At 50.8% G+C, this 15,277-nt stretch carries 27 protein-coding genes and 1 pseudogene; 3 read left to right on the top strand and 25 right to left on the bottom strand.

What is annotated here, in order from left to right:
- Window positions 1-176: 176 nt before the first annotated feature.
- A complete protein-coding gene (gene terL, locus IB214_RS10010) occupies window positions 177-1,685 on the bottom strand; it encodes a phage terminase large subunit (protein WP_117343371.1) in 1,509 nt (502 codons plus the stop codon).
- Complete coding sequence (locus IB214_RS10005) at window positions 1,639-2,664, bottom strand: terminase small subunit (protein WP_117343370.1); 1,026 nt, start codon at window positions 2,662-2,664, stop codon at window positions 1,639-1,641. The genes terL and IB214_RS10005 overlap by 47 nt, the downstream gene beginning before the upstream one ends.
- Window positions 2,665-2,967: 303 nt before the next feature.
- Between IB214_RS10005 and IB214_RS10000 the strand changes: the two genes are divergently transcribed.
- Window positions 2,968-3,309 carry a hypothetical protein gene (locus IB214_RS10000; RefSeq protein ID WP_117343369.1) on the top strand — a complete coding sequence of 114 codons (342 nt, stop codon included), beginning with the start codon at window positions 2,968-2,970 and terminating at the stop codon, window positions 3,307-3,309.
- Between the two features lie 298 nt (window positions 3,310-3,607).
- On the opposite strand, the gene IB214_RS09995 is transcribed toward IB214_RS10000, so the two are convergent.
- The 10 genes from IB214_RS09995 to IB214_RS09950 form a co-directional block, all read right to left on the bottom strand.
- Window positions 3,608-3,880, bottom strand: coding sequence for a hypothetical protein (locus IB214_RS09995; RefSeq protein ID WP_117343367.1), 273 nt, complete (start codon window positions 3,878-3,880; stop codon window positions 3,608-3,610).
- Entirely contained in the window at window positions 3,877-4,422 is a 546-nt protein-coding gene (locus IB214_RS09990) for a glycoside hydrolase family 108 protein (RefSeq protein ID WP_188249410.1), read from the bottom strand. The genes IB214_RS09995 and IB214_RS09990 overlap by 4 nt, the downstream gene beginning before the upstream one ends.
- The gene (locus IB214_RS09985) at window positions 4,419-4,694 is read right to left on the bottom strand and encodes a phage holin family protein (RefSeq protein ID WP_117343365.1); all 276 of its coding nucleotides are present in this window, start codon (window positions 4,692-4,694) and stop codon (window positions 4,419-4,421) included. Before IB214_RS09985 ends, IB214_RS09990 begins: the two co-directional genes overlap by 4 nt.
- Window positions 4,691-5,089, bottom strand: coding sequence for a putative holin (locus IB214_RS09980; protein WP_001294160.1), 399 nt, complete (start codon window positions 5,087-5,089; stop codon window positions 4,691-4,693). Before IB214_RS09980 ends, IB214_RS09985 begins: the two co-directional genes overlap by 4 nt.
- Before the next feature lie 129 nt (window positions 5,090-5,218).
- Window positions 5,219-5,407 (bottom strand): hypothetical protein, encoded by a 189-nt coding sequence (locus tag IB214_RS09975; protein WP_117343364.1) that lies wholly within the window; start codon window positions 5,405-5,407, stop codon window positions 5,219-5,221.
- 176 nt (window positions 5,408-5,583) lie between these two features.
- Window positions 5,584-6,273 carry a bacteriophage antitermination protein Q gene (locus IB214_RS09970; protein WP_117343363.1) on the bottom strand — a complete coding sequence of 230 codons (690 nt, stop codon included), beginning with the start codon at window positions 6,271-6,273 and terminating at the stop codon, window positions 5,584-5,586.
- Window positions 6,270-6,407, bottom strand: coding sequence for a YlcG family protein (locus tag IB214_RS09965; RefSeq protein WP_016156248.1), 138 nt, complete (start codon window positions 6,405-6,407; stop codon window positions 6,270-6,272). The genes IB214_RS09970 and IB214_RS09965 overlap by 4 nt, the downstream gene beginning before the upstream one ends.
- Complete coding sequence (locus IB214_RS09960) at window positions 6,404-7,012, bottom strand: recombination protein NinG (RefSeq protein ID WP_117343362.1); 609 nt, start codon at window positions 7,010-7,012, stop codon at window positions 6,404-6,406. The genes IB214_RS09965 and IB214_RS09960 overlap by 4 nt, the downstream gene beginning before the upstream one ends.
- A gap of 2 nt (window positions 7,013-7,014) precedes the next feature.
- Window positions 7,015-7,221: a hypothetical protein gene (locus IB214_RS09955; protein WP_117343361.1), complete on the bottom strand. Its 207-nt coding sequence runs from the start codon at window positions 7,219-7,221 to the stop codon at window positions 7,015-7,017.
- A complete protein-coding gene (locus tag IB214_RS09950; RefSeq protein ID WP_117343360.1) occupies window positions 7,221-7,820 on the bottom strand; it encodes a DUF1367 family protein in 600 nt (199 codons plus the stop codon). The genes IB214_RS09955 and IB214_RS09950 overlap by 1 nt, the downstream gene beginning before the upstream one ends.
- 817 nt (window positions 7,821-8,637) lie before the next feature.
- Between IB214_RS09950 and IB214_RS09945 the strand changes: the two genes are divergently transcribed.
- Window positions 8,638-8,862, top strand: coding sequence for a hypothetical protein (locus IB214_RS09945; RefSeq protein ID WP_161959042.1), 225 nt, complete (start codon window positions 8,638-8,640; stop codon window positions 8,860-8,862).
- Between the two features lie 9 nt (window positions 8,863-8,871).
- On the opposite strand, the gene IB214_RS09940 is transcribed toward IB214_RS09945, so the two are convergent.
- From IB214_RS09940 to IB214_RS09880, 13 genes and pseudogenes are all read right to left on the bottom strand, one after another.
- Window positions 8,872-9,129, bottom strand: a complete 258-nt coding sequence (locus tag IB214_RS09940) for a DNA polymerase III subunit theta (RefSeq protein WP_117343357.1) — start codon at window positions 9,127-9,129, stop codon at window positions 8,872-8,874.
- Between the two features lie 36 nt (window positions 9,130-9,165).
- Window positions 9,166-9,362 (bottom strand): annotated as a pseudogene (locus IB214_RS09935) (DNA cytosine methyltransferase); the annotation flags it as partial.
- Between the two features lie 18 nt (window positions 9,363-9,380).
- Window positions 9,381-10,127 (bottom strand): hypothetical protein, encoded by a 747-nt coding sequence (locus tag IB214_RS09930; protein WP_223240383.1) that lies wholly within the window; start codon window positions 10,125-10,127, stop codon window positions 9,381-9,383.
- A gap of 169 nt (window positions 10,128-10,296) precedes the next feature.
- On the bottom strand, window positions 10,297-10,473 hold the full coding sequence (locus IB214_RS09925; RefSeq protein ID WP_223240390.1) for a hypothetical protein: 177 nt from the start codon (window positions 10,471-10,473) through the stop codon (window positions 10,297-10,299).
- A 3-nt stretch (window positions 10,474-10,476) separates the two neighbouring features.
- On the bottom strand, window positions 10,477-10,665 hold the full coding sequence (locus IB214_RS09920; RefSeq protein ID WP_117343355.1) for a hypothetical protein: 189 nt from the start codon (window positions 10,663-10,665) through the stop codon (window positions 10,477-10,479).
- Window positions 10,666-10,667: 2 nt separating this feature from the next.
- Complete coding sequence (locus IB214_RS09915) at window positions 10,668-11,165, bottom strand: ead/Ea22-like family protein (protein ID WP_188249413.1); 498 nt, start codon at window positions 11,163-11,165, stop codon at window positions 10,668-10,670.
- Window positions 11,162-11,446 (bottom strand): hypothetical protein, encoded by a 285-nt coding sequence (locus IB214_RS09910; protein ID WP_208642065.1) that lies wholly within the window; start codon window positions 11,444-11,446, stop codon window positions 11,162-11,164. The genes IB214_RS09915 and IB214_RS09910 overlap by 4 nt, the downstream gene beginning before the upstream one ends.
- Window positions 11,443-11,898 carry a hypothetical protein gene (locus IB214_RS09905; RefSeq protein WP_223240382.1) on the bottom strand — a complete coding sequence of 152 codons (456 nt, stop codon included), beginning with the start codon at window positions 11,896-11,898 and terminating at the stop codon, window positions 11,443-11,445. The genes IB214_RS09910 and IB214_RS09905 overlap by 4 nt, the downstream gene beginning before the upstream one ends.
- Window positions 11,895-12,206 carry a hypothetical protein gene (locus tag IB214_RS09900; protein ID WP_117343354.1) on the bottom strand — a complete coding sequence of 104 codons (312 nt, stop codon included), beginning with the start codon at window positions 12,204-12,206 and terminating at the stop codon, window positions 11,895-11,897. Before IB214_RS09900 ends, IB214_RS09905 begins: the two co-directional genes overlap by 4 nt.
- An 18-nt stretch (window positions 12,207-12,224) precedes the next feature.
- The gene (locus IB214_RS09895) at window positions 12,225-12,974 is read right to left on the bottom strand and encodes an ATP-binding protein (RefSeq protein WP_117343353.1); all 750 of its coding nucleotides are present in this window, start codon (window positions 12,972-12,974) and stop codon (window positions 12,225-12,227) included.
- Window positions 12,975-12,976: 2 nt separating this feature from the next.
- Window positions 12,977-13,888 carry a replication protein gene (locus IB214_RS09890; RefSeq protein ID WP_117343352.1) on the bottom strand — a complete coding sequence of 304 codons (912 nt, stop codon included), beginning with the start codon at window positions 13,886-13,888 and terminating at the stop codon, window positions 12,977-12,979.
- 84 nt (window positions 13,889-13,972) lie between these two features.
- On the bottom strand, window positions 13,973-14,512 hold the full coding sequence (locus tag IB214_RS09885) for a toxin YdaT domain-containing protein (protein WP_117343351.1): 540 nt from the start codon (window positions 14,510-14,512) through the stop codon (window positions 13,973-13,975).
- A gap of 11 nt (window positions 14,513-14,523) precedes the next feature.
- Complete coding sequence (locus tag IB214_RS09880; RefSeq protein ID WP_117343350.1) at window positions 14,524-14,745, bottom strand: YdaS family helix-turn-helix protein; 222 nt, start codon at window positions 14,743-14,745, stop codon at window positions 14,524-14,526.
- A gap of 111 nt (window positions 14,746-14,856) precedes the next feature.
- Here IB214_RS09880 and IB214_RS09875 point away from each other — a divergent pair, with 111 nt between their 5' ends.
- Window positions 14,857-15,270 carry a helix-turn-helix domain-containing protein gene (locus IB214_RS09875; RefSeq protein WP_164496621.1) on the top strand — a complete coding sequence of 138 codons (414 nt, stop codon included), beginning with the start codon at window positions 14,857-14,859 and terminating at the stop codon, window positions 15,268-15,270.
- Window positions 15,271-15,277: the final 7 nt, after the last annotated feature.

The raw sequence follows: 15,277 nt of genomic DNA, 5'->3' as shown, positions 1-15,277 counted from the left end.
TACCGGGCGCGCTGCACGCACCGGAAACGCGGCCCTCTCGATGTCGTCCAGGCTGAATGAAGAATGCTGCTTATGCGTTGAGAAGGTGCCAGCGGGTTTCTTCTTCTCGGGATCAGGTTTAGCCTCTTCAACAATGACAGGTAACTTGGGTCGAAACCATTTAAGCCAGTTCCAGTTCATGAGAAAACGCCTCTGCTCTTCTTGTTCTTCATCTCGTCGATTGCGTCCATCATCGGATCTAACTGGTCATCGTGAGTGTTGAACTCGGGGTTGATGGCTTCCATCTCGACGAGGAAGTCGTTAACGAATGGCGCAGCAGATGGCAGGCGCACATATCCGGATTCGATATGTCCCTGCACATCAAGAAGGCGCGTGTATTTGTCGCGGTTACGCTGAATAGCGCGCACTGGGCACGCTGCTTTGCGTTTGATGTTCTGAATTAACCCTGTGCCGGATGACTTGTCTTCGATGGCCATGTAGCGGAGCGGGCCATTTTTTAACTCTTTCGATTTTTGCCAGAAGGCGATCGCGCGACGCTGTAGTTCGTCGGCCTCCCACTTCCCGCGGATCATATCGATGAGATAGACGTTGCCGTCCTCACCAAGCCCCCAGTGTTCGAATACAGAGAAGTCGTTGGCCTCATTTGTTTTCTGAGCCGTATCGCCGTAGATGGCGCGCCACTGCATTTTCGGCAGCACGTCGTACTCACCGAACCATTCAGAGCGGATAAGTCCACCACCCTTTGCAGTGGGGCGCTGCTGATACAGGGCGCTCCATACGAGTGAACCACGCTGCTTGCACTTATCGACGAACGCCTGAGGCATACGCTCGGGAAAGAGGATTTCGCCCGGCTTACGCAGGTTGAAGCGCTTGCCGTTGAGTTCGTGAACCTCGTTGGTCTCGGCCTCCATTGGGAAGCTAACCACGCGCCACTGCTCGCCACCATCTTCAGCGAGCTTAAGCAACTGCCCGGCCAGGTCGTCTTTATGCCAGCGAGTCAGGATGATGATGATGCCGTTAAGCTTCGGATCTGCTCGGGTGAAGAACGTTGTATCAAACCAGTCGATAACCGCTTCCTGGTACGCTTTGGAGGATGCTGTCTTGTAGTCCTTTGCCGGGTCATCAATGATGCCGATGTGCATCCCCTGCCCGGTGATGCCGCCGTTAACACCTGCCGCGCGATATGAGCCGCCGTGTAGCTTACCTTCGGCGCTCATGGTCTCCCACAGTTCGGCTGTCCTGATAGCGCCACCTGCAACCGTTCGGATGTTGGTGCCGTTCAGGCAGGTATTGGGGAACACCTCCCCATAACGTTCTGAGTCGATGATGCGTTGCGTGTCTCGCGACATGCGGTTTGCCAGGTCAGCAGAGTAGGAACAGGAGATCACGTTCCAGTCAGGATGCTTACCCAAGGCGAACGCTGGAAAGCGCCTGGAGGCCAACTCACTCTTACCAGAGCGCGGTGGCGCGAATATCATCAGGCGCGGCATGTTCCCGGCTTCAACTTCAGCCAGGAAGTGATCGAGCTCAGCACAGAGTAATTCGTTGAACCAGCCCGTCTCGTAGTTCGGGTTGGTGTACAGCGTGAAATCCATCAGGCCTTCCAGCGCCTGAGCAATGGCTCTCTTTTTGAAAGCCTCAAGAACCGTCGAGTTTTTCCTCGAGCTGGTTTTTGCGACGGCCATATCCCAGCTCCTGTAACGCTTCACTCAGTTGCTCGTCGGTCAAATCCTCATGCTGAATTGGTCCACCATCAGGGCCGGATATTTCGGTTTTAGTCTTCAACATGCCGATGTGCTGAGCGACCATCTTCATGGCGTCATCCTGATTACGGGTGATAACTTCGAGGCCAGATTTACCCTCTTTAATCCCAGCAAATAACCTGCGCTCAGCACCAGTCAGATCGCGTGTATCGTGGAATACGGAACGGCCTATGCCTACACCATTGCAGCGCGGGCAGTCCGGGTTAGGATCCAGCGTGCTGTCATAGCCGTAACCGCCAGCATCAACTGGCTCGCGCTTATCTCGCTCGGTAGCCTCCAGACGCTTTTCTTCAAACTCCACCATATCTCGCCATTGATATTGATGGTCGATCCCCCAGCAGTAACGACAACTTCCGCGGTGATGCTCGGTCAGTTTTGTGGCGTCGGCCGTCGCAATGTCCCACCACCATTTCAACACTTCATCCTGAGTAGCCTTCACCCGTCGCGATCGGTCGTCCAGCGCGTCACGAATTGCCTGGTTGACCTGTACATTCCTGTACATCCTGCTGGCAGCAATCCACAGTGTATTCCCCTCACCCTTCCCCCCTGCACGGCGGTAGGCCGCGGACTTATTGAGGTCGATTAGATATTCCTCTACAAACCTGACCTGCATATCATTCAGCCCGTAATTGCGCAGGTTGAAGGATTGCGCGCTTTCCTGCGCAGTCTCGCCGTCAGTCGGTGAAGAAGCCTCAACCACAACCACGTGCGGCATCTGGCTTTGCGCAGTTTTGCGCACTTCCTTCTGCGCAGTTTTTTGCGCAGCAGGCTTTTTAATGTATCTGCGCGCAGATGTGTAATTCAGTCCCTGAGCTTCGCACCACTCTTTCGGCGATATACCCGTTTTGGCATGCTCGGCGAGGAACTGGTCTTGCAGTGCTCCCCAGTCCGGTTTTGCCATGGTTCTATTCCTATGATTAAAGCCATTAAAAAAGCCACTCGAAAGTGGCCTTTGTGATGGAAATAAAAAAACCGTCCGGCGACGATTGTGCGTCTATCGAGCCATGCTGATCCGCGATAAAGTTCTGACAACGGGTGCATGCGGAACACTATCAATAATGACCTGCATATTTACTCCAATTAAAAAGCCACCAGCGGACATCAGCGGCATCTGTCAGGGTGATTAACACCTGATTATTGATTAAGAGTTATATGTTAGGATTAATCCGATTAACCAAAAAGATATGTCAACCCGGAGAATGAAATGATCAAAATGACAGGTTGTAGCGCCGTAGACTGTGGTGTTGGATTTGTGTTCGGTAAAGGAGTTAATGCCGAACTCATCAATTCAAGTGCTCACTCATGCCGAATCGGCTTTTTGCAGCGCGGTAGCGAGCAAGAGTGGCAGCTACTTTTAGATAAAATACTCACCAAGCCAGAAGAACTGAATCAACTAGCAAAAGATTACAGTGAAGCTAAGCCTGAACAGAAAAAAGAAGCTATTTCAAAGTCTGGTTTATTTGAATATTTATCAGCTTTTGCAAATGCATCTACTGTTTATCAATTCCTTGAAGATCTTGTTAAGTCCTTGCTGAACAATTCATAATTTATGCACAAAACAGCTGGACAGCTTCGCAGCGTGGCTGACCGTAGAGTGCAAGTGGAATCATCATCAGACGCGCGATTTGATATGGTCATTTCGCCGCTGATTGATAACACAACGAACCGGTTAAGAACGAATATAAATTTATCAACTTTCACTCCTCTCTTTGGTTTTCTGACAGTTAGCCTGCCACGCTTTGTTATGCGCCAAGATGTCTTTCTTCGTCTGCTTATCCAGCACATCCCAGTCGTGCTCGGTGCCGTAAATAGGCTTTACCCAGTCGCAGCCAGTGTCGATTAACTCAACCTTTGCGGGTCCAGTTTGCGCGCAGCTCACGATCAACATCGTCATCAGGCATATGGCTAACAGTCTGCTGTACATTGCTGGCCTCTTTGGTTACTTCGACGCGGCGTTCTGCGGCTGCTTTGGTGCCGGCGGCGTTATCATCGGTACGCTGTTTATCCGATTTCGCTTCTGCTTTTTCGCGTCCACGCATGCTGCCCAGACCGAAGGCACCGAGCACCATCAGGATTGCGAAACCTATAGCAGCCAGAGTAGCTTTCAGTTTCGTCATAGGCTCACGCGCTCCCGTACCCACCCATACACGAATGACTCGTTAGCCAGGCGCTGTTCTGCCAGTTCGAGATATCGTTGGCCCTGGCTGCAGTTCAGTGCGCGGAGCAATACTAACTCCCCTTCGCTACCGCGTTTCGCCAGGAAGGACTTCAACGCGCTGATGCTGCGCGGTCCAATCTGGCCATCGGCAATCAGGTCGGGATAGAGTTGCTGCTGGTTGTTGAATACGTTCAGCCAACGCTGGAACCACTTCACCTGCACTGATGGCCCCATGTTCACGCCGGTGTCGCAGAGTTCAGCGGCGATGGCCGGCGACACGGTAGCTACCTGGTCGAAGCGTGGACCATACCAGTAATCAGCCTCGAGTATTTCGAGTGCCTGCTGGCGTGTCAGGTTGCGCATATCACCAGTAAAGCCATGGGCGCGTGCCGTTGCCTGAGTGATTCCCCAGTTCGTCGGGCCGCCTTTGTCGTTCGGGTGATTAACGTAGCCACCCTCTTTGCCGAGAATGCTGTTGAAGATATCGTCTTTGGTCATCATTCAGCCCTTACGACTTTTGCCAGATTGCCTTTGGCTCGCCACACAGCAATGCAGATAGCCAAGTTGAGGAACAACTCACCCGGGTCAACGTTGCTGTAATGGCCGAGAAGAATACGGAAAGCGGTGAAGCCTGCCGACAGGATCAGGAAGTAAGCCATCCAGGCATAACCCGGGCGGTGCCTGCGTCCTGTCTTACTGAAGAACATCAGACGAAACACGATCGCCATGCAGATAATCGCATTTGCATCCACGATGACGGAATGCCATGTCATTTCCCTTCCTCCTCCAGCCCGGGCATCTTGCCGTTGCGCGACTTGGCAACGACTCGAAGCAGGACTGCGACGGAAACGGAAGCAGCTACAAGCGCACCAACATTCGGTGACACTTCGATACTGACCGGCGGCTGCAACAGGCCAAGGGCCGTATTGATGACCCCGGCGATTATCTTGGCCATGGGAACGGAGAAGAATACGCCCCCCATGAATGAGATGACCGCGAAGAGCATCTGCTTCCAGAGTTGATGAGGCTCTGAGGTCAGCACATACATTGCCGCCCCGGCCAGCGCACATAACATTACGCCAGGCGTCGCCTCCGGGAACATAGTGGCGAAAGTGATCCCTACCGTAGCGGAGGTCACCCCACTGGCAATTGTGATTGGCTCAGACATAGTTATTCCGTGTGTAGAGGGTCAGGCTTCACGGGCTGAATTTATCAACAAAGCACGTAGCGGATGATTCCCGTGAGCCTGAAATGAAAAATCCCCGGCAGGGGCCAGGGATTGGATGTTTAGTGTTTTTTATTGCGGTGGCTGCAACGGCCCTTCGAGAACCTCAGCTTCACCGTTGTGGCAAATGTCATCGGCTCTAGTTAGATGCCAGACACCTGTGATTGTTTTACCCGTTTCAAGGTCTTCAAAAATCTCATTGGTAAAATATGCCACCTGAGCAGTCCCGTTAAACTGGATCCAGTAAAACCCGTTATCCATATCCCCTCCTGTATGTATGGGGGAATTATACGGGGCTGGTCTCAGAGTGGTTTTAGAAATTCTTAAATCGCTATAAAGCAAAAAACCCAAGGCGTTAACCTCAGGCTCGAAAACTCATTTACTGCCAGTGCATACAACAATGGCACAATATCAGATTTACACGAAATATATGCTAATTAGTTCATTTCTGCAATACCTTGCTGATAATTTGCTGCCTTTTGTTGTGAACGTGATCGCGAAACATGATGTAGCGACTGTGAGTCCAGCCCCTTATACAGACTGACCATTGCATCGTAATGTTCCACGTAATTCTGAGACCAGTTTGTTTTGTTAACGCCCACCAGCGCAGCGAGATCGCCATACTGATAGACATCGCGCCCGGCCAGTTCCGCTTTCACATCCTGCGCCGCCAACCATATCAACTGCCGTAAACGGTCAATGGTCTTCTTCGCCACCTTTTTTCCGGCCAGATGCTCGCAGAATTTCGACCACGCCCACTGAGTAATCAGCACCTGATTATCCCAGCGCACATTCTCGCTGTAGTTCCATAACAGCCAGGCCTTCTGGTGTTCTTCGAGCGTCATCAGTGCACGGCGCCACGATGCAGTGGAGTATTCAACCGGCTGCACCAGCGGAATATGCGATCCCTTGGCATGCGACTGTTTACCTGGGATTGGCGGGTTATCCAGAGTTATCATCTCGCCAGTAACCTCATCCTTCACCTTCATCTTCTTCCGCTTAAAGGTACCGGTATCGAACTGCGCGTTCTCAAGCCAGGCCATTAACTGCCCCTTCGTCGCACCACTCAGGTCGGCGGTGGCCACTATCAGCTGCTGGCGCACGTATTCGAGAAATTGAGTGTTCATACAGCACCGCCTATGGTTTTGATGTAGTTCTTCAGTATTCGGTAGTCCGTCAGTACAGAGCCGGGAAAGTGGTATAAGCGCAATCGTTGCCAACGAACGCGGAGGTGATCGGCAAAATAGGATTCAAATGTCATGCAGCCTCCCTACTCTTAATTAATCCACGGCGAAGCGCGCTGTGATGCTTCCTAATGGTTTCGAGTTCTTCGATGGTGTATCGGTGTGGTGCGTTGTTGTTTTCGAGCGCCTCGACGCGCTCAGGCCCAATTTTCTCTATAAGGCCAAGGCGGTACTGCTGCTGATTGCCCGACAATTGCACGTTGCAGTGGTGGCACTGTTTACTGATATTGTCTTCGTGATAGCGGAGATGTGATGCCTTACCGCGTGAGCGGTAGTGACCTGCTTCCCACTGGACGGTTTCGAACGTCCCACAGCTGATGCATGGCAGATCGGCATCACGCTCGCGGATGTAGTCATTGACGACGCGCTGGGTTAAATCCTCCCAGTGCTTCAGCGGCTTAACTGCAGCTTTACGCTGGCGCCAGGCGGCTCGCTCTTTCTTCTCAGTAGCACGCTGTTTGGCGGACTCCTTTCGCTGTGCATCTTCCCGGACTTTTCTGGTCTGCTCTTTGCCGACGACGCTGGCGCACTCATAACCGCAGACAGTCTGCGTATCACGCACAGGATGGAACCACTGGCGGCATTCTTTGTTGGCGCACTTACGGCGCGGTAACTTAGCCATGCTCAACCCCACGCCCTGTTTTGCCAGACCTTACTCGGGCGCGGCGCTTTCTCGCTTTCCGGCAGATGTACGCTGATAGTCCAGGTGATGTTGTCGCGATTCAGGCTGCGTTCTACCGTGGCGCCACGGCGGCGGTAATTGGCCACCAGCTCGTCGGCTTGCTCGGTGGTGCATTCATGATGGTGAAACCAGGAATATTTCATCGCCATCACCCCGCAAAGCTCATGAGCTGCGAGGCGGCATTTTCCGCTTCACGCTGGTCCTTGAATGACCGGGACAATACCCAGCGCCACAGGACATCGAGCGCGGCTTTGTAGAGCTGCTGGAACTCAGTTTCGTCCATGTTGGCGAAGGCAATGCTGCGGGGGTGTTTGCGAAGGGTGCCGTCGGGAAGCTGTATGGCGTCGTAGTGGCCAGACTCGATGATCACCCATGCACGGTACGCGTCATAAGATTTGCAGATGCTGATACTACCGGCGCGTTTATCGGCGATACGGTCCAGATATTGCTCGGCAGCATCCAGGAGTGCGGCTTCACTTCCCGCGAATGAGGCAAGAAACTTGGCATAGCCGGTTACCAGCTTGCGTTCGTTGGAGGAGATTGCTCCGCCAGTAGGTTCCCAGTATTCGAAACCGAGATTGAGTAATGCGAAGAAGCGACGGTGAAAAGCCGGGTTGCGTACCTGCCGGAACTCAGCCACCAGCACGGCGCCGAGCTTGAATTTTGATTGCAGAATATCACTGGTCTCCGGCGTGGCCGCGATCAGGATTCCTGATTGATGCTTAATGAGGTGTAGTTCGTGCGCCATGGTATTCTCCGTGGCGCATTGTGGTCAGGTTATCGGGTGTTCAGGCCGATACAAACATTATGCTATTCAGGTACTAAAAAGGTCAAATGCTGGCTGATAACTCCCTGACAATTTCTACCAACGTCTCACGTGACGTGACGCGCTCGTCCTTTTGAAGGTGCTTGTGCCCGATTTCAATACCATCAACGCTCAATAGCACGCGATCCCCTGGCTTGAGTTTTAACGAGCTCGTGACCGTTCCATCAGAACGCCTAACAAGATCGTAAAAATCACCCCCATCAGAACAAACCTCAGCCACATCAACCCCCTTCTTTGCTATCAACAAATTTCACTCTTCCGCCAGGGGAAATCCCCCCTTCATGCAACCACCGTATCAGACGAGACAATTTTGCTAATAGGTTTGCCGGAAGAGAAATTCAATTATATACCGCAGCCATGAAACCATACATGAAATAACTGTATATATAAACAGTATTTATCCGTTTGGCTTAAGTATGCACATGAAAGGCATGTTTACGCAAGTTCATTCATCCAATTGATTTAGATAAATTTTATCGCTACTTTCGTGCAAAAATTGATCGTTAAATTTAACAGTGAATGACTACTACCAGCCGGTATCGTAAATACCTGATTAGGAAACTTTAGGGATGCTTAGCTGTAGTGGTTTATTACTACAAGTGATAATACGCTGGCAGCGCAACGCTGTTTCAGGTTGGCAATTTGTTGCTGCGCTGTGTCTATTTGATAATCGATTTCATAGATCAATTTTATTGAATCGATCGGTATTATCGATCGACTAAAATTTGAAGCGGTCTTTATGCGTAAAGGCGTATTCATAGGTGAAGTTGAAAGCTTCGTTTTCAGTATCGAATCGCCGGTCTGTGATATCAGTCCATCGGCCTCCCCTGAAATTCTTCTGCGCTACCCATTTTCCCTCAAACGGGAACACGACATAGGCACCGACGAATTGATTATCAGCGTGCGGATCAGGGTAAGCCTCCCCCTCTCCCAGGATATAAAACTTGATGCCATTTACGATTAGGCAGCCCACTTACTTCTTCTCGTTCTGCGACGCCATATCCAGATAGCGCGGATCGGACGCCCTTGGCAGTGTCAGGCTCTGCTCGCGGTAGTAGCGAACGCGCTCCATGAAGTATTCACGAAGATGCTCTGGCTGTTCGCGTGCAACCTGCTCAGCGATAACCGGCATGTTCATACGCTCTTTGTACGCAACGCCGCTGGCCGCCAGATCAACGTTAACCTTGTCCTGCTCGTCTTTTGATTTTTCTGCGATGTTATGACCAGACATGATGAACCCCCTCGATACATTGAGAGGGATTATAGGTCAGGCTGCTATTTGTTTCGACTGACAAAGTTCAGGCAAATTAGCTTTCACCAGCGCCTCAGCAAACGGCGGAGGGACCGCATTACCGCAGCGTGCGACCTGCTTGTCTTTCGCGTACTTCTGCCCCGATAGTCCTGATCGATGATGTACCAATCCGGGGAGTCCTGAGCACAGTAAAGCTCATGTGGTTGTAGCATTAACAAATAGAAAGTTATTTATAATAAATATACAGGATCGTTTGCTACCTTAGATCTGCTCTCAATGAATATACCTACAAAGCCGTTTCTGATCGCCCCTCCTGACCACTTATTCCAGTTTCTCCCATCCATCGTAAATTGTAGGTTCTTTTCATCCCCTATAAATCTTACCCCCTCAAAAGTCATGTCTAATCGCTCTACAATTATTCCCCTCGGGGGATTCATTTTCAAAACAAGGGCAATCTGACGGGGAGCACTTCTAATGGTTATTCTCGGCCCCTCACAGTCCACATCCCAATTATCTGAATTAACAGACCATTCATTCTCATGGATCCTTAACATCTCCCTTCCAAGTACATCGCAGAATACTCCCGAGAGTAACATTGGAGAGTTTGTTTCAGGAGATGACTGAACAGACAAGATAGGCCGATCATTTACTACTATAAGGTGCTCGCAGTTGTAGAACGTTAATCCACCAAAAACTATTTCCAATGGTTCGCTATGAAAATCAAAAAGCTCATTCGCAAACCCTTGTTCAAGGCACTTAGGATGAGCATTAGCTGACGCAACCTTTTCAGCGGACAGTCTGCCCCTAGCTCGTTTCTGATTACATTGAGAACATAATAATGTCATTCCATTAGGGTTGTGTTCGGTAGCATCAGCAAAGTCTGGATCGAAGTGCTCGTACTCATAAAATCCGAAGCCACAGATCACACAGCCAAATCCACATCTCTGCCTAATAACTCGTTTAACCTCTGCAGGCACTCGCCGAGAAAGTCCGTGTCGATTATTTGTTGTCACTTGATTAACTCGATTATCTGTTCAGGTAAATAACTTATACTCCCTATTTCTATCGCATAAGTAATAAAAAAACCATCGTGATAAGATGGTTTTTCATTCTATGGACAACTCATTCAATTCATAACCTATTTGTTCATTCCGACCCCGCATTCTTCGGTTCAAGCACTATATCAATCACCTTCACAGCATCAGCCATTGCGTAGCCGAGATTACCGCCGTCGCTTTGTGCTGATGCTTTGCTGAGTATTTCGCGTATCTGGTGCAGGCGATCGAGTGATACAGGACCGTGCGCCGGGTGGTTAGTTGTCATGGGTTAGTCCTTCCCGATAACTGCGTTAATTTGATTAAGAACGATATCTGTCATCACGCCTTTCCCGTTTACGGCAACGTGGGCCAGAATTTCTCTGCGTGCGGCTTTGAGCGTTCCGACACTCACCATGACCATTTGCCGATTCTCGTTGTTTGCCGCCTGCAAACGCTCTAAAGGAGATTTGTCAGCCATGCTCACTCTCCCTTCACGCCAATGCCAGCGGCGCGGACAACAATTGGGTTAACTCCAGACTCTCTCAGTCGAGCTATTACTTCTTCTTCAATCAGCATATGAAATCCATTAACTTCAGTGCCGGTTGGAAGTTTCACCGTCCTCTCCTCCAGTTCTGCTATGCGCTTCTCTGCGACTTCATTTTCAGCTAGTAATTCATCAATTCTGCGGCGTGCCGCCGACTCCCTTTTCCCTGATGATTTCAGCGCATCGTCTTTTTCTTCCAGCTCATCCAGCAGCGCCAGAACAGCGGCAGGGTTAGCTGCGGCGATGAATTTTGCTTTATTTTCTGCATTGTCCTGACCATCAAGGCCAGGCCATTTGATAATGTCTTCGCCACGCTCATGACCTAACGAACCTACTGCATACGTACCAGATGCCTTATGGGCGAAGGCAACCCACTCCTTACCGGATAATGCTTTTGCCAGCTTACGCAGCGCCTGTTTGTTGAGTGCTGTCATTGTGCAGATCCTTGAAGTGGCATCAGCGCGTTACGCACACATGGCTTGTAGTAGTGATGGAAGGCGAACGTCAGGCCGAGTTTTGTCGGTCGCTCTTGCTTGCCAAGCAACTTAAGACGTGTGCAGATAGTGGTCGCAGTCCATCCTGAGTGATATCCGGCGGCACGTTTCATTACTGTCTCAGCCAGGATGGCGCGGAAATCAGTGCGTCCGAAGTTGGTATTCTCGAAAGCGGCATTGATCACCTCATCGGTCAGGTGCGCGTCGATAGAGTTGTTCATGCCTCACCACCTTTGCGAAGCTGGGCGGCAAAGTGTTTTGACTGCCATCCAGCACTGTGGTTGTATTCCTTAACGTGTTCTCCAAACATTTCCACACCCTGCGCACGCACCTCAGCCAGGAAAGCGTCGGTGGATGGGGTTTTGACGTCGCACATAAACTCAAGCGCATCGTTTCCGTCAAGGTTGCAGAATTCCCACGCGGAAGAATAAAACTCGATGCCAGGCCAGGTTGCGAGCTTATTCATTTTGTCATTCAGCCCCGCATTCTCCGAAGCCAACTCCCTGCACTTGCTCTCGGCGTTAGCGAGCTGTACTGCCATGTCTGTGAGTTTTTTCTCAAGCGCTACATAGTCTTCGTAATTAACCATGTCGCCATCTTTGCTTTCCACGATGTCGCAATGGCAGTTGTGAGCATCACATGCTTCCCACTCCAATCTTTTAACTTCGCTCATAATCCCGCCCTCCCGTAAAACGCCAGTACACGCTGCATAGCCGGACTTGTACGGCATACTGATGTGACCATGTTTTTGCTCATGTTCGATTTGAGCTGCTTGATGTTCAGCTCCCCGCCGGGCTGAAGTGAATAGACCGGGCGATGCGGCTCGCCAGTGCGGATTACTACCGCTCTGCGTACCAGGTGAAGCAGCAGGTTGTGTGCCTTCTTGCAGTCGCATCCCAGAAGGTTCTGAACCTGACGCGGCGTTACGGTCTGGTTAACCCGAAGGAAATCGACGATTGCCCACAGTGATTTGCTTGCCATAGTGATTTTCCTTCGAGGTTATTTAACGTTCCGGAGATGGCTAACGTTCTTGCGATAGCTGCCCCAGTCAAAGTTCACCCACATCCCGCCATCCATCTGGAGGCGATCGATAACTCGCGCACCCAATGCGCCGAGAAGTTCGTCATGGTTCAGATTCGTCAGAACGCCAACCGGGCGCATCGATGACAGGCGACGGTCGATAACCTGATTCAGGATGACTTTCTCCCCGTTGCTACCGCGCTGAATACCGACTTCATCCAGCACCAGCAGATCGACTTTGCAGAGGTCGTCCAGAAGTGAAGCCTCTGACTGACCACCGTCGTAGCACTCGCGAACGCGCAGCATCAGGTCAGGGATTGTCACCACCAGCACTGATTGGCCACCGGACAGGAGATGATTTCCGATCGCTGCTGCCAGATGGTTTTTACCGGTACCAGGCCCGCCACTGAACACGAAGCTCGCAAAGCCAGCCCCAAAGTTCTGCGCGTAGCTTTTCGCCATGGTGTAGGCCTTTCGCTGTTGCTCTCCGGATACTTCGTAGTTGGCGAACGTGCAGCTGCGGTGCAGACTCTGGATGCCAGATCGACCGAAGATTTTCTCTGTGCGCGCTTTCTGATTCCGCTTTCCCAGCTCTTCGCAATGTTTCAGGCCTTCTTCACGCTGCCACGCCAGCAGTTCTGCTGCGCTGGTGAACTTCGGCTGTACGCCTGGCGGAATGAGTTTCTTCAGGCGCTCAAGAGCGTTGCCGGAATTAACAATATTTTTCACCGTTACCCCCTGAATCCGGTTGGGATGGTTTTATCTGGCTCAGAAATGCGGTTCACATCCCTTCCCGTTTTGCGGTCGTTGAGAGCGAACTTCGGTTTGAACAGTCCCTGGTACCCGTTGGCGATACTGGTGTTAATCACATCAACCGGATCATGCCCTTCGTCCAGGCATGCCTTCAGCAACTTGAACGCTTTGGTGACCGTCAGTTCGGTCTTGATGGCTTTGCCAGACTGCTGGCGATAGGAAACCCACTCACCCCAGGACACAGAATCAAGCCACTCAGGAACGAGAATTGTCAGCGGGTCAAACTTACCCTTCCCCTTTGGGGGATTAGAGGGGGTTAGATCTGTATTTATATTTGTATTTGGAAGAATGTCTTTGGTGTTCCCTGTTTTCAGGGATACCTCTCCCTGTTTTTGGGGATGGTTATCCCCGTTTTCAGGGATGGTTGAATGGGTAAAATTACCATCCCTGAATTCAGGGATGGTAATAACCCATGTGACAACTTCAGCAGTAGGAAACACCGCTGGACACTTCATGCAATTTGGCTTGGTATACGCCCATTTATCCAGGCTGGTGTTAATCCCTATGTATCTGGTTTGCCCAATGCGGCGCAGGATGATGATGTTCCGATAGGCAAGGCTCAACACGGCCTCAGAGACGTGCTTCACCTTCAGCGTCGTTTTATCTGCAATGAGGCTATTGGCGATGCGGTCAGAACTCTTAGACCAGCCATAGGTCAGACGAACGATAGCATTCAGCACCCGGAACTCGCGCCCGGATAGTTCGACGATACACAGGGCATCCTGAATCTGGTTGGCCAGGCGCAAATAGCCTTTCTCCAGATCAGCCATGCTGCTCTCCTGTTTCCCCTGCTGTGTGGGGAATTTGAATATTTCAGCAGTATTTGACATACTGTTCTCCGCAATTACGCTCAGTTTTTGCACCTGAAAGCCGTTGGTGTTGTAGCACCGCGGCTTTCGCCATTTTTGAACCCGTCATACAACCCCCAGCATCAACTGCACCATCTCCATCAGCGGACCGGTTAAGCCAGGGTCAACGCGGTACATCTCCACGATCCCCTCGCTCAGCTCTTTCAGTTTCTGATGACGCGGTGCATCCATTGCGACAGCTATCTTCGCTTCGCTGGTTTCCTTCTCCATACGCGCCAGGCGAGCCATGATGTTGTCTTCTGGCAGCAGGCGACTGCGGTACACAATCGGCAGAACTGCGAGGATTGCGGGAGTCAGCTGGCGAACGTTCTCGCGGTACCGCTCGCTGTTGAAATGATTGTCCAGGAAGCGAAACAGCTTCTGGCGCTTTCGGCAGAGATCGTCAGGGAAAGTGATGTCATCACCACCCTGCGCCTGGTACTCTTCGATGATCAGAGCCGTGACTACGTCCTGACCATCAGCTCCAGCCCAGGAGCGAACCGCATCACGAATATCTTCATGGCTCGGCCCCCTACGTGCTTGAGCGCGATTTATCATTACTCCTTGAAGAAGGTCGCTATCATTCTGATAAGTAAGTGTCTGCATGGTTAAGCCTCCTAACGTGGTAGACCATCTGTTGGGTTTGGATATGCACTCGGATCGATTTCATGTGGGGTCACTTTCCAATTGAGGAACTGACACAGAGGGATAATCCTCTTTTGTGGCACCCCGTTCGCATAGATCCATTTGCCGACAGCCTGACTGCTAATGCCGAAGTGCTTACCAATACGAGTCCGCGATGCCGCTTTGCTTATTTTTTCTTGGGTTTCTTTGTTCATGTGCTCTCCTTCAATGATGGATCAAAGCATACATGACGAAAGTTTATGTTTCAACATCGCGAAAGATATTGTTTTAATGCTGATTGAAACCTTAGGTTGTAAAATGTGCGTATGAATGAAATAACTTTCCCGACCTTCGCTAGAAGAATTCAACAAGTTATGGCTGAAAATGGCTGGACGAAATCTGAGCTCGCCAAAAAAGTCATGCTTTCGCATACGGCTGTTCAAAATTGGGCAAAGGGAAGGAACGTAGCCAGTGGAGAGCGGTTAAAGAGGCTTGCTGCTGTAACGGGAAAACCTGAACATTGGTTCTTTATGGACTCGGATCAAGAAGGTGCAGAAGTCCACGTACAGGGACTACCTGCCGTAGAGCTTGATGAGAAAGAACAGGCTCTCCTTTCGCTCTTTAATCAGCTTCCTGAGGCTGAAAAGCTTCGGCTTATTCTTCACACCAAAACAGTTCTTCATGAAATCGAGCTCTTAAAAAGCGACGTTTACGACATTATCAACAGCTCTAAACCATAGCTTAGGA

The organism is Citrobacter sp. C1 (genome assembly GCF_014596895.2).
Lineage (GTDB): Bacteria > Pseudomonadota > Gammaproteobacteria > Enterobacterales > Enterobacteriaceae > Citrobacter > Citrobacter gillenii.
The sequence above is the reverse complement of the archived record's forward strand: the minus strand, read 5'-3'. Positions and strand labels throughout refer to the sequence as shown.